This is a genomic window from Variovorax sp. P1_H2 (assembly GCF_056405295.1).
This window is the reverse complement of record NZ_JBFUCJ010000091.1, coordinates 1-22,875: the sequence shown is the minus strand read 5'-3', so window position 1 is coordinate 22,875 and position 22,875 is coordinate 1. Positions and strand designations below refer to the sequence as shown.

22 protein-coding genes and 1 tRNA gene are annotated in these 22,875 nt (G+C 69.4%); 9 read left to right on the top strand and 14 right to left on the bottom strand.

Going from position 1 to position 22,875, the window contains the following annotated elements:
• Positions 1-4: 4 nt before the first annotated feature.
• The 4 genes from tilS to AC1D2E_RS25580 all read left to right on the top strand — a co-directional run bounded on the left by tilS (position 5) and on the right by AC1D2E_RS25580 (position 2,862).
• Positions 5-958, top strand: coding sequence for a tRNA lysidine(34) synthetase TilS (gene tilS, locus AC1D2E_RS25595; RefSeq protein WP_478200005.1), 954 nt, complete (start codon positions 5-7; stop codon positions 956-958).
• Positions 959-1,074: 116 nt separating this feature from the next.
• Entirely contained in the window at positions 1,075-2,343 is a 1,269-nt protein-coding gene (locus AC1D2E_RS25590) for an aspartate kinase (protein ID WP_478200004.1), read from the top strand.
• 22 nt (positions 2,344-2,365) lie between these two features.
• Positions 2,366-2,458: transfer RNA gene (locus AC1D2E_RS25585), tRNA-Ser, on the top strand.
• Between the two features lie 236 nt (positions 2,459-2,694).
• Positions 2,695-2,862, top strand: coding sequence for a hypothetical protein (locus tag AC1D2E_RS25580; RefSeq protein ID WP_478200003.1), 168 nt, complete (start codon positions 2,695-2,697; stop codon positions 2,860-2,862).
• Positions 2,863-3,012: 150 nt separating this feature from the next.
• On the opposite strand, the gene AC1D2E_RS25575 is transcribed toward AC1D2E_RS25580, so the two are convergent.
• The 4 genes from AC1D2E_RS25575 to AC1D2E_RS25560 are packed head-to-tail and all read right to left on the bottom strand — an operon-like array spanning position 3,013 to position 6,359.
• Complete coding sequence (locus AC1D2E_RS25575) at positions 3,013-3,819, bottom strand: PPK2 family polyphosphate kinase (RefSeq protein WP_478200002.1); 807 nt, start codon at positions 3,817-3,819, stop codon at positions 3,013-3,015.
• Between the two features lie 14 nt (positions 3,820-3,833).
• On the bottom strand, positions 3,834-4,262 hold the full coding sequence (locus AC1D2E_RS25570; protein WP_478200001.1) for an RNA-binding S4 domain-containing protein: 429 nt from the start codon (positions 4,260-4,262) through the stop codon (positions 3,834-3,836).
• Between the two features lie 4 nt (positions 4,263-4,266).
• Positions 4,267-5,682, bottom strand: a complete 1,416-nt coding sequence (locus tag AC1D2E_RS25565) for a sensor histidine kinase (RefSeq protein ID WP_478200000.1) — start codon at positions 5,680-5,682, stop codon at positions 4,267-4,269.
• Positions 5,679-6,359, bottom strand: a complete 681-nt coding sequence (locus AC1D2E_RS25560) for a response regulator (RefSeq protein WP_478199999.1) — start codon at positions 6,357-6,359, stop codon at positions 5,679-5,681. Before AC1D2E_RS25560 ends, AC1D2E_RS25565 begins: the two co-directional genes overlap by 4 nt.
• Before the next feature lie 112 nt (positions 6,360-6,471).
• Between AC1D2E_RS25560 and AC1D2E_RS25555 the strand changes: the two genes are divergently transcribed.
• The 3 genes from AC1D2E_RS25555 to AC1D2E_RS25545 all read left to right on the top strand — a co-directional run bounded on the left by AC1D2E_RS25555 (position 6,472) and on the right by AC1D2E_RS25545 (position 9,808).
• The gene (locus AC1D2E_RS25555; RefSeq protein ID WP_478199998.1) at positions 6,472-7,431 is read left to right on the top strand and encodes a Bug family tripartite tricarboxylate transporter substrate binding protein; all 960 of its coding nucleotides are present in this window, start codon (positions 6,472-6,474) and stop codon (positions 7,429-7,431) included.
• A gap of 141 nt (positions 7,432-7,572) precedes the next feature.
• The gene (locus AC1D2E_RS25550) at positions 7,573-8,106 is read left to right on the top strand and encodes a tripartite tricarboxylate transporter TctB family protein (protein ID WP_478199997.1); all 534 of its coding nucleotides are present in this window, start codon (positions 7,573-7,575) and stop codon (positions 8,104-8,106) included.
• 184 nt (positions 8,107-8,290) lie between these two features.
• Positions 8,291-9,808 carry a tripartite tricarboxylate transporter permease gene (locus AC1D2E_RS25545; protein WP_478199996.1) on the top strand — a complete coding sequence of 506 codons (1,518 nt, stop codon included), beginning with the start codon at positions 8,291-8,293 and terminating at the stop codon, positions 9,806-9,808.
• 22 nt (positions 9,809-9,830) lie between these two features.
• Here the strand turns inward: AC1D2E_RS25545 and AC1D2E_RS25540 are convergent, their stop codons facing one another.
• Entirely contained in the window at positions 9,831-10,286 is a 456-nt protein-coding gene (locus AC1D2E_RS25540; protein ID WP_478199995.1) for a hypothetical protein, read from the bottom strand.
• Between the two features lie 146 nt (positions 10,287-10,432).
• On the opposite strand from AC1D2E_RS25540, the gene AC1D2E_RS25535 reads away from it, so the two are divergent.
• Positions 10,433-11,137, top strand: a complete 705-nt coding sequence (locus AC1D2E_RS25535; RefSeq protein WP_478199994.1) for a Crp/Fnr family transcriptional regulator — start codon at positions 10,433-10,435, stop codon at positions 11,135-11,137.
• 102 nt (positions 11,138-11,239) lie between these two features.
• On the opposite strand, the gene AC1D2E_RS25530 is transcribed toward AC1D2E_RS25535, so the two are convergent.
• The 8 genes from AC1D2E_RS25530 to AC1D2E_RS25495 all read right to left on the bottom strand — a co-directional run bounded on the left by AC1D2E_RS25530 (position 11,240) and on the right by AC1D2E_RS25495 (position 21,762).
• Positions 11,240-11,896 carry a trimeric intracellular cation channel family protein gene (locus AC1D2E_RS25530; RefSeq protein WP_478199993.1) on the bottom strand — a complete coding sequence of 219 codons (657 nt, stop codon included), beginning with the start codon at positions 11,894-11,896 and terminating at the stop codon, positions 11,240-11,242.
• 6 nt (positions 11,897-11,902) lie between these two features.
• Positions 11,903-12,787 carry a copper chaperone PCu(A)C domain-containing protein gene (locus AC1D2E_RS25525; RefSeq protein ID WP_478199992.1) on the bottom strand — a complete coding sequence of 295 codons (885 nt, stop codon included), beginning with the start codon at positions 12,785-12,787 and terminating at the stop codon, positions 11,903-11,905.
• A gap of 22 nt (positions 12,788-12,809) precedes the next feature.
• Entirely contained in the window at positions 12,810-15,134 is a 2,325-nt protein-coding gene (locus AC1D2E_RS25520) for a TonB-dependent receptor (RefSeq protein ID WP_478199991.1), read from the bottom strand.
• Between the two features lie 103 nt (positions 15,135-15,237).
• On the bottom strand, positions 15,238-15,594 hold the full coding sequence (locus tag AC1D2E_RS25515; RefSeq protein WP_478199990.1) for a DUF2946 family protein: 357 nt from the start codon (positions 15,592-15,594) through the stop codon (positions 15,238-15,240).
• A 21-nt stretch (positions 15,595-15,615) separates the two neighbouring features.
• Positions 15,616-15,969, bottom strand: a complete 354-nt coding sequence (locus AC1D2E_RS25510; RefSeq protein ID WP_478199989.1) for a hypothetical protein — start codon at positions 15,967-15,969, stop codon at positions 15,616-15,618.
• Positions 15,970-16,000: 31 nt separating this feature from the next.
• Positions 16,001-19,108: an efflux RND transporter permease subunit gene (locus tag AC1D2E_RS25505; protein ID WP_478199988.1), complete on the bottom strand. Its 3,108-nt coding sequence runs from the start codon at positions 19,106-19,108 to the stop codon at positions 16,001-16,003.
• Positions 19,109-19,117: 9 nt separating this feature from the next.
• On the bottom strand, positions 19,118-20,275 hold the full coding sequence (locus AC1D2E_RS25500; protein WP_478199987.1) for an efflux RND transporter periplasmic adaptor subunit: 1,158 nt from the start codon (positions 20,273-20,275) through the stop codon (positions 19,118-19,120).
• Positions 20,272-21,762: an efflux transporter outer membrane subunit gene (locus tag AC1D2E_RS25495; RefSeq protein WP_478199986.1), complete on the bottom strand. Its 1,491-nt coding sequence runs from the start codon at positions 21,760-21,762 to the stop codon at positions 20,272-20,274. Before AC1D2E_RS25495 ends, AC1D2E_RS25500 begins: the two co-directional genes overlap by 4 nt.
• A 465-nt stretch (positions 21,763-22,227) precedes the next feature.
• Between AC1D2E_RS25495 and AC1D2E_RS25490 the strand changes: the two genes are divergently transcribed.
• On the top strand, positions 22,228-22,539 hold the full coding sequence (locus tag AC1D2E_RS25490) for a hypothetical protein (protein WP_478199985.1): 312 nt from the start codon (positions 22,228-22,230) through the stop codon (positions 22,537-22,539).
• 54 nt (positions 22,540-22,593) lie between these two features.
• Here AC1D2E_RS25490 and AC1D2E_RS25485 read toward each other — a convergent pair.
• On the bottom strand, positions 22,594-22,875 hold a 282-nt coding region (locus AC1D2E_RS25485; protein WP_478199984.1), incomplete at its 5' end, for a hypothetical protein.

The following is a 22,875-nucleotide window of genomic DNA, read 5'->3' as shown; positions in this document are numbered from 1 at the left end:
TTCAATGGAAAACCCGGCAGCCCAAGCACTCGCATCCTGGGCTGCGGCTCCCTTGCCGCTGGGTATCGCCTTCAGCGGCGGCGCCGATTCCACCGCGCTGTTGCACGCCGCCGCTGCCCGCTGGCCGGGGCAGGTGCATGCGCTGCACGTGCACCACGGCCTGCAGCAGGCCGCCGATGACTTCGAATCCCACTGCGCCGCCGCCTGCGCTGCGCTCGGCGTGCCCCTGCATTCGGGCCGTGTCGATGCCCGCCATGCGCCGGGCGAGAGCCCCGAGGACGTTGCCCGGCGCGCCCGCTACGCGTCCTTGGCGGCGCTGGCGCTGGCTCACGGGATGCATCACATCGCGCTGGCCCAGCATGCCGACGACCAGGTGGAGACGATGCTGATCGCGCTCGGCCGTGGCGCCGGCCTCGACGGGCTGGCCGGGATGCCGCGGCAGATCGCGCGCCACGGCGTGTGTTTCCATCGGCCGCTGCTGGAGGTGCATGCCGAAGCGCTGCGCGAATGGCTGGCCGCGAGCGGCGTGGCGTACGTCGACGATCCGACCAACGCCGAGTTGCGCTATACGCGCAACCGCATCCGTCGGCAGGTGCTGCCGGCGCTCGGGCTGGCGCTGCCGCAGTTTCGTGAGACCTTCGCCCGTTCGGCGCGCAACGCGGCCAGGGCCTCGGCCTTGCTGGCCGAGCTCGCCGCCGAGGATCTTTCGGCCGCGGGTTCGCCACCGGCGCTGGCGGTCCTGCGCACGCTGTCGCCGGAGCGGCTCGCGAACGCCTTGCGCCATTGGCTGAAGCGCGACCATGGCGCGGTGCCGAGCGAAGCGCAGCTGCAGGAACTGCTGGCCCAGATCGCGGCCTGCAGCACGCGCGGCCACCATATCCGCCTCAAGATCGCGGCCGGGCGGGTCGAGCGCGAGGGGCCGGTGCTGCGTTGGTACAATGCTTCGCCCTTGCCGTAGCCCGCAGCCCTCGCGCTGATTTCGGCCCGGCGGGCGCGCGAATATCAGCATTGATCAGCATTGACCCGCAACGGCCGGCCGTGCGGCATCCGAAATTTTCTCTTTGACTTTCACCCATGGCATTGATCGTTCATAAATACGGCGGCACGTCGATGGGCTCGACCGAGCGCATCCGGAATGTCGCCAAACGCGTTGCCAAGTGGGCACGCGCCGGCCATCAGATGGTCGTGGTCCCGAGCGCCATGAGCGGCGAGACCAACCGCCTGCTCGGGCTTGCCAAGGAACTCGCCTCCGGCACGCCCGACGACGACCACAACCGCGAACTCGACATGCTGGCCTCGACCGGCGAGCAGGCTTCGTCGGCACTGCTGGCCATCGCGCTGCAGGCCGAGGGCCTGCAGGCCGTGAGCTATGCGGGCTGGCAGGTTCAGGTCAAGACCGACAGCGCCTTCACCAAGGCGCGCATCGAGAGCATCGACGACGAGCGCGTGCGCGCCGACCTCGATGCCGGCCGTGTGGTCGTGATCACCGGCTTCCAGGGTGTCGACGACGCCGGCAACATCACCACGCTCGGCCGCGGCGGCAGCGACACCTCGGCAGTGGCCATCGCCGCTGCGATGAAGGCGCATGAATGCCTCATCTACACCGACGTCGACGGCGTCTACACCACCGATCCGCGCGTCGAGCCTGACGCGCGCCGCCTGGCGACCGTGAGCTTCGAGGAGATGCTCGAGATGGCGAGCCTGGGCTCCAAGGTGCTGCAGATCCGCTCGGTCGAGTTCGCCGGCAAGTACAAGGTGCCGCTGCGTGTGCTTTCGAGCTTCACGCCGTGGGACATCGACATCAATGAAGAAGCCAAGTCAGGCACGCTGATCACTTTCGAGGAAGACGAAAACATGGAACAAGCCGTCGTATCCGGCATTGCGTTCAACCGCGACGAAGCCAAGATTTCCGTGCTGGGCGTGCCCGACAAGCCGGGCATCGCGTATCACATTCTCGGCGCCATCGCCGACGCCAACATCGAAGTCGATGTGATCATCCAGAACCTGAGCAAGGATGGGCGCACCGATTTCAGCTTCACGGTGCACCGCAACGACTACGCCCGCGCGGTCGACCTGCTCAAGGCCAAGGTGCTGCCGACGCTGGGCGCGGCCGACATCGTCGGCGACACCAAGATCTGCAAGGTCAGCATCGTCGGCATCGGCATGCGCAGCCACGTTGGCGTGGCCAGCAAGATGTTCCGCGTGCTGAGCGAGGAGGGCATCAACATCCAGATGATCTCGACCAGCGAGATCAAGACCTCGGTCGTGATCGACGAAAAATACATGGAACTCGCGGTCCGCGCGTTGCATAAAGCCTTCGATCTGGACCAACCGACCGCTTGAAGATGGCATAATCGACGGCTCAGGAACTGTGACCGAGTGGCCGAAGGTGCTCCCCTGCTAAGGGAGTATGGGGTGTAGAGCCTCATCGAGGGTTCGAATCCCTCCGGTTCCGCCAAACACAGGCTCCAGATTCTTCTGGAGCCTCCAAAAAAAGCCCGATAGATCATCGATCTGTCGGGCTTTTCTCTTGTTCAGGCGCCCCGGGCCCGGCGGAGCGGGGGCCGGCGCCGGCGTTGCCGGTCGGCGCTCGGGGCAAGCGGAACGTGATCCAGATCAAGCGCGGCGACGTACTGCCCCGTCTGGGCGCCATTCGGCGCGGTCGGCGGCGAGACGCCCGGGTAACATTCCGCCATGCCCGAACTCACCCTGGAACTCGCTTCCGTCGTCGCCGTCACCTTCGCCGCCATCATGACCGTCGGCTTTGCCTGGCGGGAGCGCAAGTGGGGCCCGGTGCTCATGATGGTCGGCATCGTCGGCTTCCTGGCGATCATTGCCTACGGCGTCGTGCCGAAGTTCTGAATCCGGGCCTGGCTCAGATCGCGCGCGAGAGCAGCACGGCAAGGCCGCCGAGCGAAATGCCGTGGCCGATCAATCGTCGGATTTGTTTCATCGCAAGGTCCATGGCGCCATGCGCCTTCCGCGACGACGCTCTGCACAGCACTCAGCCCGCTATTCGACGACCAGCCCCTTCAGGGCGGGATCGGCGGCCGGTACGCGCAGCTTCATGCCCGTGAGCGTCTTCACCAGCAGCTTGGCGATCATCAGGTTGCGGTGATGCTTGTTGTCGGCCGGGATGACATGCCAGGGCGCGTCGTCGGTCGACGTGGCGACCAGCGCTTTCTCGTAGGCGGCCTGGTAGGCATCCCACTGCTTGCGGACCTCGAGATCGCCGAGCGAGAACTTCCATTGCTTGTCGAGGTCGTCGACCCGGGCCTGCAGGCGCACGCGCTGCTCGTCCTTGCTGATGTGCAGCATGCACTTCACGACCACGGTGCCGGTTTCCGTGAGGAGCCGTTCGAAATCATTGATCCGCGCATAGCGCCGCCGGGTCTCGTCGCGGTCGATGCTGCCGCCGACCACCGGCACCAGCACGTCCTCGTAGTGGCTGCGGTTCCAGACGGTGATCTCGCCGGCGCGCGGCACCACCGCATGGCAGCGCCAGAGGAAGTCGTGTGCGCTTTCGTTCTCTGTCGGGGCCTTGAAGGCGGTCACCTTGACGCCGAGCGGCGAGGTGCGCGCGAACACCCACCGGATGGTGCCGTCCTTGCCGCTGGTGTCCAGTCCCTGCAACACCAGCAGCAGCTTGCGCCGGCCTTCGGCGTGCAGCAGGTTCTGCAGCCGGTCGAGCTCGATCGCCAGCGTGTCGAGCTGCTCGCGCTGGGCGGCCTCGTTGCCGTCGAGGAAGGGCGTGGCGGCGGGATCGATGGCGGCCAGACTGAACTTGCTGCCGACACGGTATTTTCTGAAGCTGGCCATGGGCGAGGGTTCTCTTATTCGTCGTCGTCGGGCGCGATGGAGGCGCTCCAGCGGCTGTCCCAGTCGGCGCGCCGGGCGCCGTCGAGCTCGCGCCGGTCGCGCTTGGTCGGGCGGCCCTGCGCGATGCTCAGTGCCGGCTCGCTGCCGAGCCGGCGCTGTTCGCGGGCCGCGGCCAGGGCCGCCAGGCTCTCGGGCGTTTCTTCGTAGAGCTTCTGCGCCACCGGGGCCGGGCCGCGCTGACCGCTGATGCCGCGCACCCACACCACGCGCGACACGCTGCCGAGCCGCATCGTCACGGTGTCGCCCACCTTGACCTCGCGCGAAGCCTTGGCGACATCGCCGTTGACCTGCACGCGGTTCTTGCCGATCTCGTCGGCGGCCAGCGACCGCGTCTTGAAGAAGCGCGCGGCCCAGAGCCATTTGTCGATGCGAAGACGGTCCATGAGTTCAGCCATTGTCGCGCGCCAGCGGAATTCGCACGACAGCATCGAGGCCGACGGTCTGTCCGCCGGCTTCCCGGTTCCGAAGCGCGATGCTGCCGCCCAGCGCCAGCACGATCTCGTGGCAGATCGCCAGCCCCAGGCCGGAGCCGCTGGCGACGTCGCCGGCCGCGAACGGCGCGAACAGCCGTTGCCGCAGTTCGTCGGAGATGCCGCGGCCCTGGTCGCTGATCCGCAGCAGCGCCTCGCCGCCCTCGGCTCGCACCTGGACCGTGAGCATCGCCTCGCGCGGGCTGTGCTTGATCGCGTTGTGCAGCAGGTTGCGCGTGAGCTCCTGCAGCATCCAGAGATGGGCGCGCACCGGGACCGGCGCCGGGCCGGTGGAGAGCTCGAAATCGAGTGCCTTGTCGGCGACCAGCGGCGACAGGTCGAGCGCCACGGCGCGCACCGCCTCGGCCAGGTCCAGGGTGATCGACTCCGGCTGCTGGCGCAGCTGCTCGACCTTGGCCAGCGACAGCATCTGGTTGGCGAGCGCGGTGGCGCGTTCGACGGTCTCGCTGATCTCGCCCAGCGCCTGGTCGGGCGGCACGTCGCCGCGGCGCGCCGACTGCACCTGCGCCTTGAGCACCGCGAGCGGCGTGCGCAGCTGGTGGGCGCTGTCGCGCACGAAGCGCTTCTGGTGGTCCAGCAGGCGCCGCAGGCGGCCCATCACCTGGGTCGTGGCGTCGATCAGGGGGCGCAGCTCGCGCGGCGCATCGGTCGCGTCGATCGGCGACAGGTCGTCGGCGGCGCGGGCCTGGATCGCTTCGCCGAGGGCGCGCACCGGGCGGGTGGCGCGCTGCACCACGACCACGGTGACCGCGGCGATCACGCCCATCAGCACCAACTGCCGCCACAGCGTGTCGACGAGCAGCTTGCGCGCCAGCGTCTCGCGCAGCTCGAGCGTCTCGGCCACCTGCACCACGGCCATGCCGCGGCCGTTGGCGCTGGCGACCGGCTGCAGCAGCACCGCGACGCGCACCGGCATCTCCCGGAACTCGGCGTCGTAGAAGTCGACCAACGCCGCATAGGGCGGACGGTTCGGCAGCTTGCCGCGCCAGAAGGGAAGTTCCTCGAAGCCCGACACCATCTGGCCGTCGAGCGCCGAGACCCGGTAGTACATCCGGCTCTGGTTGTCGGCCTCGAAGGCCTCGAGCGCGGAGTAGGGGACGATGGCGCGCAGCGAGGCCGCGTCGTCGTAGCCCACGACGTCGAGCTGCTCGCCGATGGTCTTGGCCGAGGCCAGCAGGGTGCGGTCGTAGGCGGTGGTGGCGGCGGCCAGGCTCTGGCGGTAGAGGCTGACGCTGTTGATGACGATGAACAGCGCGATCGGCCCGAGGATGCCGAGCAGCAGCCGGGCGCGCAGCGAGGCCGCCCGCATCACGCCTCTTCGCGCAGCAGGTAGCCGAGGCCGCGCAGCGTCATCAGCGTGACGCCGGTGGCGGCGAGCTTCTTGCGCAGCCGGTAGACGACCACCTCGATGGCCTCGTACTGCACGTCGGCCTCGCCCGGGAACACCAGCTCGAACAGGCGCTCCTTGCTGACCGCGTGGCCGGGCTTGACCATCAGCGCCTTCAGCAGGGCCAGTTCGCGCGGCGTCAGTTCGAGCACCTCGGCGCGGTGGTAGATCGCGCCGCTGTCGGGGTCGTAGCGCAGGCCGCCGACCTCCGGCAGGCGCGCCGGGACATCGGCGCCGGCGCCCTGGTGGCGCCGCTTGAGTGCCCGGATGCGGGCCTCGAGTTCGTCCAGGTCGAAGGGCTTGGGCAGGTAGTCGTCGGCGCCGGCGTTGAGGCCGACGATGCGGTCGCCGACGGTGCCGCGGGCGGTCAGCAGCAGCACCGGCGTGCGCAGCCCGGCCGCTCGGGCCTGGGCCAGCACCTGCAGGCCGTCGAGCCCGGGGAGGCTGAGGTCGAGCGCGACCACGTCGGGCTCCAGCGCCTGCCACTGCGCCAGCGCCTGGGCGCCGTCGCCGCAGATGCGGACATCGATCTGGCGCCGCCCGAGCGTGCGCTGCAAGGTGGTTTGCATCGAGGGATCGTCTTCGACTAGCAGCAGCTTCATGGCGCGATTTTCGGTGTTTACCCCAGTGCAGCGGACAGCCAACTGACAGCGGGGCGGCGCATCATAGCGGCGTCAGCTTCCACTCAGCTTGCCCAAATCCAAGGAGACATGCATGCGTCGCGATACCTTTTTGAAATCACTGGCCGCCCTGGCCGCCACCGGAGCCCTGCCGTTGTCGGCCTGGGCCGCCCCCAATGTCAAGATGATGATTCCCGCCAATCCGGGCGGCGGCTGGGACACCACCGGACGGGCGCTGGGCAAGGCGCTGACCGATGCCAAGCTGGCCGACACCGTGACCTTCGACAACAAGGGCGGCGCGGCCGGTGCGCTGGGCCTGGCGCAGTTCGTCAACGGCTCCAAGGGTGACCCGAACGCCATGATGATCATGGGCGCCGTGATGCTCGGCGGCATCATCACCGGCAAGCCGCCGGTGAGCCTGTCGCAGGCCACGCCGATCGCGCGCATCACGAGCGAATACAACGTCTTCGTGCTGCCGGCCAGTTCGCCGCTGAAGTCCATGAAGGACGTGGTCGAACAGCTCAAGAAGGACCCGGGCAGCGTCAAGTGGGGTGGCGGCTCGCGCGGTTCCACCGAGCACATCGCGGCGGCCATGATCGCGCAGAAGGTCGGCGTTGATCCGTCGAAGATCAACTACGTCGCCTTCCGGGGCGGCGGCGAGGCCACGGCGGCGATCCTGGGCGGCAACGTCACGGTGGGCGGCAGCGGCTTCAGCGAATTCGCCGAGTACATCAACGCCGGCAAGATGAAGGCCATTGCCGTCACCTCGGCGCAGCGGCTGCCGGGCGTCAACGTGCCGACRCTCAAGGAGCAGGGCATCGATGTCGAGATCGGCAACTGGCGCGGCGTCTACGGTGCSCCCGGCATCACGCCCGMRCAGCGCAAGGCSCTGACCGACATGGTGCTGGCSGCGCTCAAGWCGCCCTCGTGGGGCGAAGCCTTGAAGAAGAACGACTGGACGCCCGCGGTGCTGTCCGGCGAGGCCTTCGCCAAGTTCGTCGACGACGAGTTCGCGAGCCTGCGCGCGACCATGGTGAAGTCCGGGATGGTGTGACGGGCTTGCCCCCACGCTCCATCCCTTCGTGTACTCGCTGCCCCCCGAGGGGCCGCGGGTCGCCTTGGGGCGGCCCGGCGCCGGCCTGATCGCGCTCGACAGGCTGCCGCCGTCCTTCCCTCTCTCTGCGAGGTCAGAACAATGTCCAACAACGACTCACTTTCATTCCTGCCACCCGCGATCTGGCCCCAGACCCTGGTCGGCCTCGGCGTGCTCATCACCGGGCTCGCGTTGGCCTTCGGCGCCATCGACATCTCCTCCGAGGCCGGCTACGGCGGCGTCGGGCCCAACTTCCTGCCCTGGCTGGTGTCGGTCGCGCTCACCGTCTGCGGGGCCTGGATCCTCTGGGAATCGCGTACCGGCGGCTTTCGCGACATGGAAGAACCCTCGGGCGCCAGCCAGCCGTACTGGGCCGGCTTCGTCTGGGTGTCGGCCGGGCTCCTGCTGAACGCGGCGCTGATCACCAGCATCGGATTCATCCTGAGCTGCACGCTGTGCTACCTGCTCGCGGTGCAGGGCCTGCGGCGCGCCAGCGGGCAGGGCGGCGTGAACTCGCCGCGCACCTGGCTCACCGACTTCGTGACCGGCCTGCTGATCGCGGCGCCGGTGTTCTGGACGTTCACCAAGTTCCTGGCGATCAACCTGCCGGGCCTGACGGCCACGGGCTGGATCTAAACATGAGAAACCCCCACGCTCATCACTTCGTGTATTCGCTGCCCCCCGAGGGGGCRCAGGCCTCCCTTGGGGCGGCCCGGCGGGAGGCCTGAAATGAGAAACCCCCACGCTCATCACTTCGTGTATTCGCTGCCCCCCGAGGGGGCACAGGCCTCCCTTGGGGCGGCCCGGCGGGAGGCCTGACATGGAAATCTTCAACGCATTGATGCATGGTTTCGCGCTGGCGATCACGCCCGCGAACCTTCTCTGGTGCCTGATCGGCTGCGCCCTCGGCACGGCGGTCGGCGTGCTGCCCGGGATCGGGCCGGCGGTGGCGGTGGCGATGCTGCTGCCGATCACCGGCAAGGTCGACATCACGGCCTCGATGATCTTCTTCTCGGGGATCTACTACGGCGCCATGTACGGCGGCTCGACCACCTCGATCCTGCTGAACACGCCGGGCGAGACSGCCAGCATGGTGACCGCGATGGAGGGCAACAAGATGGCCAAGAGCGGGCGCGCGGGCGCCGCGCTCGCGACCGCCGCGATCGGCTCCTTCGTGGCCGGCACGATCGCGACCGTCATCGTGACGCTGTTCGCGCCCTTCGTCGCCGACTTCGCGGTCAAGCTCGGCCCGCCCGAGTACTTCCTGCTGATGCTGCTGGCCTTCACCACGGTCAGCGCGGTGCTCGGCAAGAGCACGCTGCGCGGCATGACGGCGCTGTTCATCGGGCTCGCGGCCGGCTGCATCGGGCTCGACCAGATCTCGGGCCAGGGCCGCTACACCGGCGGCATTCCCGAACTGCTCGACGGCATCGAGATCGTGCTGGTGGCGGTCGGCCTGTTCGCGGTGGCCGAGGTGCTGTATGCCGTGCTCTACGAGGGCAAGGTGGTCGAAGCCCAGAACAAGCTGAGCCGCGTGCACATGACGCCGCGCGACTGGAAGCGTTCGATCCCCGCCTGGCTGCGCGGCACCGCCATCGGCACGCCCTTCGGCTGCATCCCGGCCGGCGGCACCGAGATCCCGACCTTCCTGAGCTACGCGACCGAGAAGAAGCTGGCCAAGGACGCCGATGCCAAGGCCGAGTTCGGCACCACGGGCGCCATCGAAGGCGTGGCCGGACCCGAAGCCGCCAACAATGCCACCGTGACCGCCGCGCTGATTCCGCTGCTGACGCTGGGCATCCCGACCTCGAACACCACGGCGATCCTGCTCGGCGCGTTCCAGAACTACGGCATCCAGCCGGGTCCGCAGCTGTTCACGACCTCGGCCGCGCTGGTCTGGGCGCTGATCGCCTCGCTCTACATCGGCAACGTGATGCTGCTGGTGCTGAACCTGCCGATGGTCGGCTTGTGGGTCAAACTCCTCAAGATCCCGAAGCCGCAGCTCTATGCGGGCATCCTGATCTTCGCCACGGTCGGTGCCTACGGCATGCGCCAGAGCGCCTTCGACCTGGTGCTGCTCTATGCCATCGGCTTGCTGGGTGTCGTCATGCGGCGCTTCGACTTCCCGACCGCGCCGGTGGTGGTCGGCATGATCCTCGGGCCGCTGGCCGAGGCCCAGCTGCGCAACGCGATGTCGATCGGCGAAGGCAGCGCGGCGGTGTTCTTCCAGCGCCCGATGTCGATCGTGCTGGTGATCATCGTGCTGGCCGTCATGATCCTGCCGCGCCYGGCCAAGCGGCTGAGCGAGCGGCGCGCCGCCGCGGCGGCGGCCGCCTGACGCTCCGCGGCGCCGCGCGGGCTCAGTCCGCGACCGGGGCCGCGTCGTCGCGCGCGATGCTGGCCTGCGTAGCGACCGTGCCCTTCAGGCGCTGCACCTCGGCCACGAATTCCGGGCCGTTGCGCATGCGCTGGTAGGCGGCCATCTGCGCGCGGTAAGCCGGGCTCGACGGGTCGAAGCTGTCCCGGCCGGCGACCTGGCTCATGCCGGACCGGATCCAGAGCGTCGTGTCGGCGGCAACTTCGGCCCGACTCATCGCACCCGGCGCCATGTCGGCGGGGCCGACGCGAAGCTCCGGCGGTGCGCTCGCCATCGACCGGCTGGCCGACAAGTCGGCGGTCACGGCCGAACGGCTCTGGGCGCTGCCCGAAGTGGCGATCGGCGCGCCGACCCACAGCTCGGCCGGGGCCGTCTGGGCAAAGGCGGTGGCGCTGGCCAGGGCGAAGGCGGAGACACCGAGAAGTTGCTTGGCATTCATGATGAAATCTCCCGAAGGCTTGATGATGTGCGGCCACGGACATCGCGGCCATCACAGGGCGCGACTGTGGCGCTTCGGAGCCTTCCCGGCTGTGCGTTTTCGCACGGCTTTTTTCGATCCGTTCGACATGTGCGCAGAGGTCTGCCATGGCGTTCCAACGTTCCAGCCTCGGCCTGCAGCACATTGCGCTGCTGCATGGACTCCCGGCCGATCGGCTCGACCAGCTGGCGCAGCGCTGCCAGTGGAAGAGCCTGCCGGCCGGCTCGCCGGTGCTGTTGCGCTCGGAGCGCAAGAGCGAGGTCTATTTCCTGGTCTCGGGCGCCCTGCGGGTGACCTCCTATGCGGCCAACGGCCGGCAGGTCACCTTCCGCGATCCGCAGGAGGGTGAGCATTTCGGCGACATCGCGGCGATCGACGGCCAGCCCCGATCGGCCGATGTCGTCACGCTCAGGCCCAGCGTGGTTGCCAGCCTGGACCGTGGCGCCTTTCTCGATTTGCTGCGCAATGAGCCGGTGGTCGCCGAGCGCGTGATGCGCGGGCTGGCGGCGCTGGTGCGTCAGCTGTCCGAGCGGGTGATCGACCTGAGCACGCTCGGGGTGCAGAACCGCGTGCACGCCGAGTTGCTGCGGCTGGCGCGGGGGGCCGGCGTGGCCGGCAACCGGTCGCGGCTGGAGCCGGTGCCGACCCATGCCGAACTGGCCAGCCGCATCAGCACCAACCGCGAGCAGGTGACGCGCGAGCTCAATGCGCTGCGCCGCGACGGGCTGCTGGTGAAGGAAGGAAAGGCGCTGGTGGTGGCCGATGTGGCCCGGCTGACGGCGCTGGTGGGCGAGGTGCGGGGCTTCGACTGAATCGCGCCGCCGGCGCTCAGACCGGCGCCGGGCCGCCCCAAGGCGGTCTGTGCCCCCTCGGGGGGGGGGCAGCGAGTACACGAAGTGACGAGCGTGGGGGCCTCAGTCCCTGGATCGCCAGGCCGGCAGCTTCCAGCCGGTCCACAAGGCGAGCAACCGCAGCAGGATCGCGGCCGCAGCCCCTGTCGTCAATCCGACCCAGTCAGGCGCCTGCAGGGCGTCGGCGCCGACGATCACCCAGGCGCCCGCGAAGGCGCAGATCGCGTAGGGCTGGTGATCGCTGAAGGCGCGCGGGATCTCGTTGCAGACGATGTCGCGCAGCACGCCGCCGAACACCGCGGTCATCATGCCCATGAGCACCGCCACGATCGGCGGCATCGAGGCGCCGAGCGCGATCTGCGTGCCGGTGGCGGTGAACAGGCCCAGGCCCAGCGCATCGGGCCATTGCATGGCGCGCTCGGTGAGCGCGAAATGGCGGTCGCGCAGGAACAGCATCGCGGCCACGCACAGTGCCAGCAGCAGCCACAGCCAGCCGGCATGCTCGACCCAGAAGAAAGGCCGGCGGTCGAGCAGCACATCGCGCAGGGTGCCGCCGCCGAAGGCCGCCAGCCCCGCCACCATGACCACGCCGACCGCGTCGAGCCGCTTGCGCGCCGCCTCGATCAGGCCCGAGATCGCGAAGGCCAGGGTCGCCGCCGCCTCGATCGCGATCTGTGCATGGGAGAGCGACAGGACGGTGGCGAGCGGGAGGCTGTGCATGGGCTGTCAGTTGTGCGTGTGGCCGTGCGATTCTGTCGCAGCGCCGGCCGGTGCGCCGACCGGGACGTCGACCTGGAGCGAGCTCTTGACGCCCTTGGCGTCCTCGAAGCGCAAGGTCAGCGGGATGCTGCCGCCTTTGGCGATCGGCTGCTTCAGGTCCATCAGCATCACGTGCTGGCCGCTGGGCTTGAGCTCGACGGTCTGCCGCGGCGGCAGTTCGAGTCCACCGGTGAGCTCGCGCATCCTCATGGTGTCGCCTTCCATCTTCATCTCGTGCAGCTCGGCCACGCCGGCCGCCGACGTCGAGGCGCCGACCAGCCGTGTGCCCGAGGGCGCCGTGAGCTTCATGAAGGCGCCGGTGCCGCTCTGGCCCGGCACGGTCTGGCGCACCCAGGCGTCGCGCACCTCGACCGCGGCGACGCCCGGCGGCAGCACGTCGAGGCGGGCTGCTGGAAAGGCCAGCTTGGCGCTCGAGCCGGCGACCGGCAGCTGGGCCCAGTCGGCGCTGCCGACATCGCAGCTCTGCAGCACCTTGAAGTAGAGCGGGCCGGGCTTGTCGGTCAGCTTGCCGCGGACGATGAACTCGGCCTGCTCGGTGGCAGGCAGGGCGGCCTGCGCGGAGTCGGCCTTCCAGGACACCTCGCGCGGTGCGATGGCGAGCGTCCAGCCTCTGCGCGGCTGCGCCTGGACCAGCGTGAAGCCCTCGGGCAACTGGACACGGAGCGCGGTGGTGGCCTTGGCGTCGGTGCAGGCATGGCCGACGCGGAAGGCGGCGTCGTACGCGCTGCCGGCCGCGGCGCCGCCGGCGGGCAGGGTGACGTGGGCCAGGGCGGCGGTGCTGCAGAGCGCCGCGCAGGCGGCGAGCGAACGGATGGAAGAGGCGGTGGTCATGGAGAATTCCTTGGGTCGCGGTTCAAAGGTCCCAGCGCAGTTCGGCCGTGTACGTGCGCTGCGGGTAGGGGTGAAAGTTCCAGTACTGGTAATTGTTGGCGTTGTCGATGCCGAGGGCGGCCGACCATTGCTTGGCGATCTGGTAGCGCACGCGCAGGTCGACGGTGAAGTACTTGCTGACCCCGGTGTAGGCGAAGCCGTTGACGTCGCTGTTGTCGAGCGTGGAATATTGCTTGCCGCTGTAACGCGCGGCCACCGTGAAGGCCCAGCGCGCGTCGGGCTTGTACGTTGCGAAGACGGTCGACCGCCAGCGAGGCACGCGCGGTTGCCACTTGCCGACGCTGGCCGGGTTGCCCGGGTTCTCGACGGTCTTGGAGTCGGCGAAGGTCAGGCTGCCGCCAAGGTCGAGCCCGCGTACGAGCACATCCTCCCCGGTGTAGGCCAGTTCGAAGCCGGTCGTCCGGACCTTCGCGATGTTCTGCGCGCGCGAGACGGTGGTCGAGCCGGGAATGAGCTGGCTGAAGATCGCGTCGTCCGTGGTTTCGTGGAACAGGGTGGCACGGGCCAGGCCATTGCCAAGGTCCTTTTCGGCCGAGAGCTCGCTGGTCCAGGATTTCTCGGGCTTCAGGAATGGATCGTTGATGAACGACAGCGCACCACCCGTCGTGGCGCCGTACAGCTCGCCCACGGTCGGGAAACGCACCGCGCGCCCCAGCGACCCCTTGAGCACCGTGTCATCGGTCAGCTGGTAGGCCAGCGCCGCCTTGGGCGACACGTCGGACTGGCTGCGCGGCGCGTACGCAATGGCACTGGTCGCGACCTGAGTGAAGCCGTTGTCGGCCTTCCAGTCCTCGTAGCGCAGGCCAAGCACGGCCTTCCATTTCGGCGCGAAGGACCAGGCGTCCTGAACCCATGCGTCATAGATCTGGCTGTCGCCGCCGACGTTGCTCACCAGTGTCGTGGGCGGGCCATCCAGCCAGTTGCCGAAGACATTGCGCTTCAGGATCCCCAACTCGTAGGCGGCGCGCCCGACGCCGAAGTCCAGGATGTGCGCTCCGCCCACCCCCTGCGGGCGCCAGGTGCCGCGGGCCGCGAGCGTGTTCCAGCCGGTGCCGCCCTGGTCCTGCAGCGTGCCGGCGCCACCGAAGGCCGCCTGCGGCAGCGCGATGGTCGGCTGGCGCTGCTGGTCGGTCGAATAGTCATACAGGCTCGCGGCCACCTCCCAGTCCCACTCGCCGTGGGTATTGCTCTTGACCGACAGGCCGTGCATGACGTGCGTCTGCTGGTCGTTGGTGATCGGAAAGGCCGTCGGCGCGAGCGTGAAGCTGCGCCCGAGGATGTTGATGGCACCCGTGTACACCGGCATCCCCGCGGCGTTGCTCAGGTAGGTCTCGGACCGGCCCTCGGCGCTGTTCTGCCACCCGCCGAGCGTGTAGGTGGCGCGCACCGTGGGCGAGAAGTCGTAGGCCAGCTTGAGCTTGGCGTGGTCCTGGATGGTGTGGTACTGGGTGCCGGTGCCCAGGATGTACCAGGGCGTGTTGGAGGTGTTGAGCCCGGGCACGAAGCCCACCACCGGCGTGCCCGCGCGCCCGGGCGTGCCCGAGGCCACGGTGGCGGTCGCGAAGGTCAGCGGCTGGCCCTGGCTGTCGGTGCGGTTGACGTCGATCCACCACGACCAGTCCCCGCTCCTGCTGCCTATCGAGGCGCTGGTCTGCCAGCTGTTGAAGGTCTGGTGGGTGTTGTACAGGTCGAAGGGCTGGGAGGCGAAACCGGCCTTCACGTGCGCCTCGAGCTGGGTGGGCATGCGCGTCACGTAGTCGACCACCGCGCCGGCCGAGTTGCCCGGGTAGGCGGCCGAGAAGGGGCCGTACATCACGTCGACGCGCTCGATCTCCTCGGGCGTCACCAGGCCCCAGCGCGGCGCGTAGTTGCTGCCGTTGGCGATGCCGTTGCCGAGGTAGTTCGACAGCAGGATGCCGTCGGCGTAGACCGCGGAACGGGCGCTGTTGCCGGTGCCCGAGGCGCGGGTGGAAAGGATGGCGTGGTTGTAGTCGCCGATGTAGCGCTTGCGCACCAGCAGGCTGGGCAGGTACTTGAGCGCGTCTTCGCTGTCGGTGGCGTTGATGCGGGTCTCGATCTCCTCGCGGGTCACGCCCTCGATGGTGGTCGGGATCTGGGTCGGCAGCGAGCTCGGCCGGCCGCCGGTCACGGTGACGACCCCGAGCGAGCGCGTGCGCTCGGGGGCCTCGTCGGCCGGGCGCGAACGCGGCGCGTCCTGTGCCAGGGCGGGCAGGGCCCACAAGGGAAATGCAGCGCTCAGCGCGAGCGACAGCACGGTCTTGTTCATGGGAAGAAACTCCTCGGCATCCCTCGGGTGCCGACGCATTGCTGGAAAAGCGCAGCGGAGCACCCTTCGTCAGGGCGCGGCGTGCATCAGGTCGGAAGCAAGCTCAGGAGAGAGGCGGCCCGYGCGCCGGCAGCGGCGCCGCGGTGGCCGTGGCGATGCGCGCGGCCGGAATCGACTGCAGCGCATGGCCCAGGGGCTGGATCACCGGCAGCGCGGCCAGCGGCAGCGCCGGCGGCGGTGCGCCGGTCGGCAGGCACAGCGGGCAGTCGAGGTGGCCGGCGGCGGGCGCCTGGGCGCCGTCGTCGGTCATGACCACCCGCATGCTGGCGCCGGCGGCCGAGCAGACGATTTCCATCGGCTTCGGCTGCACCAGCGGGGAGGCCACCGCGACGCCCAGCGACAGCGCGAACCACGCCAGCACGAAGCTGGCGAGGAGGCGGGCGCGGCGAAGGGCGGGCATGGGGGGCGATTATGCGGGTTCTCAGCGCGACGGCGGCTCGACCGGCACCACGGTGGTCGAGCGCTGCGAGCGCACGGTCTCGGTCGCGCCCGGCACCGGCTCGCCGGCTGGCGTGACCACCGTGGCACGGCGGTCGGGCGTGCGCGTGGTGACGTTGGCGGCCGGGCCGCCGCGCGCGCGGTCCAGCGCGGCACCGGCATCGCGCACGCAGGCGTCGCGCTCGGGTGCGGGCAGCTTGCCGCTGTTGCAGACCGCGAGCTGCCGCTGATGGCGCTCCTGGGCCCGCTGCAGATCGGTCGGCGTCTGGGCGGTGGCGCCGAGTGCGGCGGCCAGCAGCGCACCGCACATCGCGGCACGGAAAACAGGTCGAGTCATGGTGTGGCTCCGTCGGTGGACGCAGCAGAGTCTATCCCGCGCCGTGAACCGCGTCCGGCTTCGGCTCGGGCGTCGCCGGCTTGCCGCGCAGGCGACGCACGCTGCGCCGGATCCAGCCCTCGACGTCGTCGACATAGGTGAACACCGCCGGCACCACCAGCAGACTCAGCACGGTGGAGGTGATCAGCCCGCCGATCACCGCCATCGCCATCGGCGAGCGGAAGCTGGAGTCGGCGGTGCCGAGCCCGACCGCGATCGGCAGCATGCCGGCGCCCATCGCCAGCGTGGTCATGATGATCGGCCGGGCGCGCTTGTGGCAGGCGTCGCGCAGCGCGTCCCAGCGCGAGAGGCCGTGCTCGCGGCGGGCGACGATCGCGTATTCCACCAGCAGGATCGAGTTCTTGGTCGCGATGCCCATCAGCATGATGAGCCCGATCAGCGAGGGCATCGACAGCGCCTTCTGGCCGATCAGCAGGCCGACGAAGGCGCCGCCCAGCGCGAGCGGCAGCGCGCACAGGATCGTGATCGGATGCAGGAAGTCCTTGAACAGCAGCACCAGCACGATGTAGATGCACAGCACGCCGGTCAGCATCGCGAGGCCGAAGCTCGCGAACAGCTCGGTCATGACCTCGGCGTCGCCGACCTCGGCCACGCGCACGCCGGGCGGCAGGCTGCGGATCGAGGGCAGCTTCATGGCCGCCTCCTTGGCGTCGCCGAGGCCGACGCCTGACAGCTCGATCTCGAAGTTGACGTTGCGTGTGCGGTCGTAGCGGTCGATCACGGCCGGGCCGCCCTCGACCGTAAGCGCCGCCACCTGGCCCAGCATCACCGGGCCGCGCGCACCGGGGACTGCGAGCCGCTCCAGCAGGGCGAGGTTCTGGCGCGCCGAATCCTCCAGCTTGACCACGATCGGCACCTGGCGCTGCGCCAGGTTGAGCTTGGGCAGGTTCTGGTCGTAGTCGCCGAGCGTGGCGACGCGCAGCGTCTCGGCGATGGCCGAACTGGTCACGCCGAGGTCGGCGGCGCGCGCGAAGTCGGGCCGCACCGCGATCTCGGGCCGGATCAGGCTGGCGGTCGAGGTGATGTTGCCGAGGCCGGGAATCGTGCGCAGGTCGCGCTCGACCGCGCGGGCCGCGGTGGTCAGCGCGGCCGGGTCGTCGCCGCTCAGCGCGAGGATGTATTTCTCGCCGGAGCCGCCGAGGCCGACCGTGCTGCGCACGCCGGGCAGCGATTCGAGCGCGGCGCGGATCTGGTTCTCGATCACCTGCTTGCGCGGCCGGTCGCCGCGCGGGTCGAGCTGGATCGTGAGCGTCGCCTTGCGGGTCTCGGGCGTGCCGAAGTTGGCGAAGGGGTCGCCGCCCGCGCTGCCGCCGCCGACCGTGGTGTAGACGCTGCGCACGTGGTCGATCACCATCAGGCGCCTGCGCGTTTCCTCGGCCGCCGTGGTGGTCTGGGCCAGCGTGGCGCCCGGCGCCAGCGACAGGTAGACCTGGGTCTGCGAGTTGTCGTCGGGCGGAATGAAGCCGGTCTTGAGCAGCGGGATCATGGCCACCGAACCGAAGAAGAAGAGGGTGGCCAGCACCATGGTCGTGAAGCGGTGCTTGAGGCACCATTCGGCCATTCGCATGTAGATCGCGAGCCAGCGCGGCTCCTTCTCGGCGCCGACGATCGGCTTCAGGATGTACGCCGCCATCATCGGCGTCAGCATCCGCGCCACCACCAGCGAGGCGAACACCGCGAGCGACGCGGTCCAGCCGAACTGCTTGAAGAACTTGCCGGCCACGCCGCTCATGAAGGCGGTCGGCAGGAACACCGCGATCAAGGTGAAGGTGGTGGCGATCACCGCCAGTCCGATCTCGTCGGCCGCTTCCATCGCGGCCTGGTAGGGCGACTTGCCCATGCGCAGGTGGCGCACGATGTTCTCGACCTCCACGATCGCGTCGTCGACCAGGATGCCGACCACCAGCGACAGCGCCAGCAGCGAGACCACGTTGATCGAGAAGCCCAGCAGGTACATGCCCACGAAGGCCGGGATCACCGACATCGGCAGCGCCACCGCCGAGACGAAGGTGGCGCGCCAGTCGCGCAGGAACAGCCAGACCACGATCACGGCCAGGATCGCGCCCTCGTAGAGCAGGTGCAGCGAGCCTTCGTATTCCTCCTCGACCGGGGCGACGAAGTTGAAGGCCTCGGTGAGCTGGATGTCGGGCCGCTGGGCGCGCATCTCGGCCAGCGCCTTCTGGATCGCGGCGCCGACCTCGACCTCGCTGGCGCCGCGGCTGCGCGCCACCTCGAAGCCGACCACCGGCCGGCCGTCGAGCAGCGCGGCGGCGCGCGGCTCGGCGATGGTGTCGCTGATGCGGGCCACTTCGTCGAGGCGGATGCGGCGGCCGTCGGGCAGCGCGATCTGCATGGCGTCGAGCTGGTCGGCCGACTGCACCGTGGCCAGCGTGCGCACCGGCTGCTCGCTGCCGCCGACGTCGGTGCGGCCGCCCGCGCTTTCGGTCTGCACCAGCCTCAGCTGGCGCGAGATGTCGGCCGCGGTGGCGCCGAGCGCCTGCAGCTTGGCCGGATCGAGGTCGACATGCACCTGGCGCGTGACGCCGCCGACGCGGTTCACCGCGCCCACGCCGGGCAGCGCCAGCAGCTTCTTGGTGATGTCGTTGTCGACGAACCAGGACAGCGCCTCGTCGTCCATCTTCGAGGACGCGATCGTGAAGGCCAGCACCGGCTGGGCCGCGAAGTCGAGCTTGGTGACCACCGGGTCGCGGACATCGGCCGGCAGGTCGGCGCGCACCCGCTGCACCGCCGAGCGCACGTCGTCGACCGCTTCCTGCACCGGCTTCTCGAGCCGGAACTCGATGATCAGCGTGGCGGCGCCGTCCTGCACCTTGGTCGTGATGTGCTTCAAGCCCTGGATGGTGGCGATCGCGTTTTCGAGCTTGCGCGCGACGTCGTTCTCGAGCTGCGAGGGCGACGCGCCCGGCAGCGCGGCCGACACCGTGACGGTCGGCAGGTCGATGTCGGGGAAGTTCTGCACCTTCATCGCGTTGAAGGACAGCAGACCGGCGAAGGTCAGCAGCACGAACAGCATGACCGCCGGGATCGGGTTGCGGATGGACCAGGCCGAGACGTTCATGGCGGCTCCTTACTTCGCGGCGTCGACCACGGGCTTTGCACCCGCCGGCGGCGTCTCGACCACGCGGACCAGGTCGCCGTCGTTCAAGAAGCCGGCGCCCTGGACCACCACGCGGGCGTCGGCTGGCAGCGGGGTCGTGATCTCGACCCGGTCGCCGACACGGCGGCCGGTTTCGATCTTGAGCTGCGCGACCCGGTTGTCGGGCTGCTGCAGCAGCAGGTAGTTGAAACCGTCGCGCGGCACCACCGAGGCCTGCGGCACGGTCAGCGCGCTGGTGCGGCCGAGCTGGAAATCGCCGCGAGCGAACATGCCGGCCTTGAAGCCGGTGTTCTGCAGCACGTCCGGGATGTCGACATAGACCAGCGCCGCGCGGGTCTGTGGATCGACGGTCGGTGCCACGCTGCGCACCTTGCCGCTGACCTGGGCGCCGCTGGCGCTGGTGACCAGCGCCGGCGCGCCGACCGCGATGCGTCCGAGTTCCGAGGAGGTGAGCTCGGCGCGCCATTCGAGCCGGCCCTGGCGGACCATCCGGAACAGTTCGGTGCCGGCCGCCACCACGCTGCCCACGGTGGCGGTGCGCGCCGAGATCACGCCGTCGTCGGGCGCCAGCACCTGCGTGTTGCGGCCGCGCACCTGCTGCGCGGCCAGCACTGCCTCGGCGGCCTCGACGCGCGCCTTGGCGGTCTGCTCGGCCGTCTGGTACTGGTTGATCTGCTGCTGGCTCATCGCGCCGGTGGCCTGCAGCGTGCGCGCACGCGCCGCGGTGCCGGTGGCGTCGGCGGCGGTGGCGCGCGCCTCGGCCAGCGAGGCCTTGGCCTGGGCCACGTCGGCCTGCACGGATTCGGCCGAGAAGGTCGCGAGCACCTGGCCCTTCTTCACCACGTCGCCGACATTGACCCGCACCTCGGCGAGCTTGAGGCCGTTCGATTCGGAGCCGATGCTGGCCTCCTGCCAGGCGGCGACATTGCCGTTGGCCGCCAGCGTGACGCTGAGCTCGCTGGTCTCGGGCTTCGCGACCGTGACGGTCAGCGAGGGCCGGGCCGCGGCTTCGGGCTTTTTCTCGGGCGCGGCGGCCGACTTGCCGCGCAGCAGCCAGAAGGCGCCGGCGACCAGGACCAGCACGGCGGCCAGCACGACGAGGAGGGTGGAACGCTTCATTCTTTTCATGGCGACGGGGCAGCGGCAGGGGCCGTGGAGGCCAGGGAATCGGGTCGCGTCCAGCCGCCGCCCATGGCGCGGTAGAGCGAGACCCAGGCTTCGGCGCGCTCGCGCTGCAGCGCGACGCGGGCGGTCTGCGAGACGAACAGCGTGCGCCTCGCATCCTCGAGGTCGAACAGGCTCGCCAGGCCGGTGGTGTAGCGGGCCTGGGTGGCGTCGAAGGAGGCCTGGTAGTTCCGTACCGCGGTATCGGCATCGGCCGCCCGGTCGTTGGTGCTCTGCAGGTTGATCAGCGCCTGTTCGACTTCGCTGACGGCCCGCCGCACGTTGGCGCGGTAGAGCGACACGGATTCGTCGTAGCGGCCCTTGGCGGCGTCGTCGTTGGCCGCCAGCGTGCCGCCGTCGAAGATCGGAACGTTGAGCGCCAGTGGACCGAGGGTCCAGGTGTCCAGGGTTTCGCTGAAACCGCTACCGCGCACCTTCAGCACGGCGATCGATCCCTGGAGCGACAGGCGCGGGAAGCGCTGGGCCAGCGCGGCGCCGGCCTCGGCGCTCGCCGCGGCGACGTCGAGCTCGGCCGCGTAGACGTCAGGCCGCTGCGCCAGCGCCTCGGCCGGCACGCTGTAGACCGCCTGCACGGCCGGCAGCGTGACGTCGATCGGGGCGGCCGCCAGCTTGGGCGCCAGCACCGTTCCCTCGATGCCGGTCAGCGCCACCAGCGCCTGCTGCTGCACGCTGCACAGTGCCCGCTGCTGCGTCAGCCTGCCGGCTGCCTCGGCGGCACTGGCGCGGGCCAGCGCGGCATCGGCGGGCGCCGTGAACCCGGCCTGCGCGGACAGCTCGGTCAGGCGCGCGGACTCGGCGCGCGACTGCGCGTCGGACGTCGACACCACCAGCTGGCGTCGGCAGGCCCGTTCGGCGAGATAGGCGTTGGCGGTCTCGGCCGCCACCGAGACCCGGGCGTCGTGCCAGCGTGCGTCGGCGCCCGCGTAGCGCGACTGGGTGGCATCGCGGCTGGCGCGCAGGCCGCCGAACAGGTCGATCTCCCAGCTCGACTGGAGGCCGGCCTGCTGGGTGGTGATCGGGGGGATGTCGGTGCCGATGGCAGCGGTCGCGCCGGTCGTGAAGCCCGAGGTCGGCGAGTTGCCGCGGCTGGCCGACAGCGAGCCGTCGAGGTTCGGCACCAGCGCCGCGCCGGCCGCGACGCGCGAGGCGCGGGCTTCGCCGATGCGCGCCTTGGCGCTGGCCACGGTCGGGCTCGCGGCTTCGGCGGCGACGATCAGCTCGACCAGCAGCGGATCGTTCAGCTGGCGCCACCATTCGGCCAGCGAGGGCATCGAGCCGCCGTGCGGCAGGGCCGCGGTGCCGGCCGGCAGGGGCGTCTGCCATTGCGCCGGCGTCGGTGCGGCCACCTGCCCGGGCGGGCGCGGGACGGCGCAGGCGGCGAGCAGCAGGGGAGCGACGAGGCAAAGCGCCGGGAGCCGTGAGTTCCTCATGAGATTCCGCAAAAAGGAGTGATGTGCGCGGCGAACGGGTCGTTGCGCCCGGGCGTCGGCAGGCAGTGCAAGGGGCGCAGCATAGCAAGGCCGCCGCAGGTGTTCCTGTCATCGTGTTCCACTTTCCGAGGGCCTTCGATAGTAGCGACGAAACCGGAGCGGATGGACGATCGGCCACTTCGTCAAGGACCTGATTCCCAACACACAGAAGCGCCGCGTGCTCGACACCGGCGAGCCGATCGTCTGTACTCGATGCCGGCCTTCGTCACCCCCGATGCGGTACGAGCGGGACTGACTTGCCAATCACCAAAGCAAGCCGACCCATGAGTTCGGGCACGGGATACGGATTCCTTCCCCGGCGTGAACCACAAGATGGCCCACAGGCTCTACAGCGCCGCCAATCTGGCGGTGCGCAAGCGCAAGGAGGTCAAGGGCCTCGCCGACGAACGTGTGCCGGCGTGAAGCATGGACTTCGTCAGCGACAGCTTGAGCACCGGAATGTGCATCAAGTGCTTGACCATGGCCGACGACTTGAGCCACGAGTGCATGAGCATCTCGAGTCAATACGTCACGCGGCTGCTCGATCAGGCGGCTGTCTTCAGAGGCTACCGGATGGCCGTGCGCGCCTCAACAGCCAAAGAAATCAACCGAGCTTGTAAGCCTGAACCGCCTCGTTGTGAATGGCGCGGCGGGAGGGGCAGGTCAGTCTCGTGGAAAAAGAAAATTCTGAGAATCTTCCAGACAGTTTCTATGGACGAGCGATCGCCTGTGACTTGAAATGAAGTTGCACCTTGCTGTTCGGCGTCGAGCGAGGCTCAGTGTCTTGGCCTTTCAACATTTTGGAATGGTGGCAACGATGAGAGCTAGTCTATTCAAGAGCGGGTCGGATTTTCCTGTTCTTCCGAGCTCGACTATGAGCTGATCGCCGGCGACGTAAGGAAGAACGTGGTCCGGCAGCACGATGTCCAGCTCAAGCGCGTGCTCTTCGCGGCGCCAGGCTTCATTCCGAAAACTTCGAGCGGCAAGATCAGGCGCGCCCTGCTGGCGCAACACCTTCAAGATGCTGATCTCGCGCACAACAAAATCATCGCAACTACTTGACGAGGCAGGAAA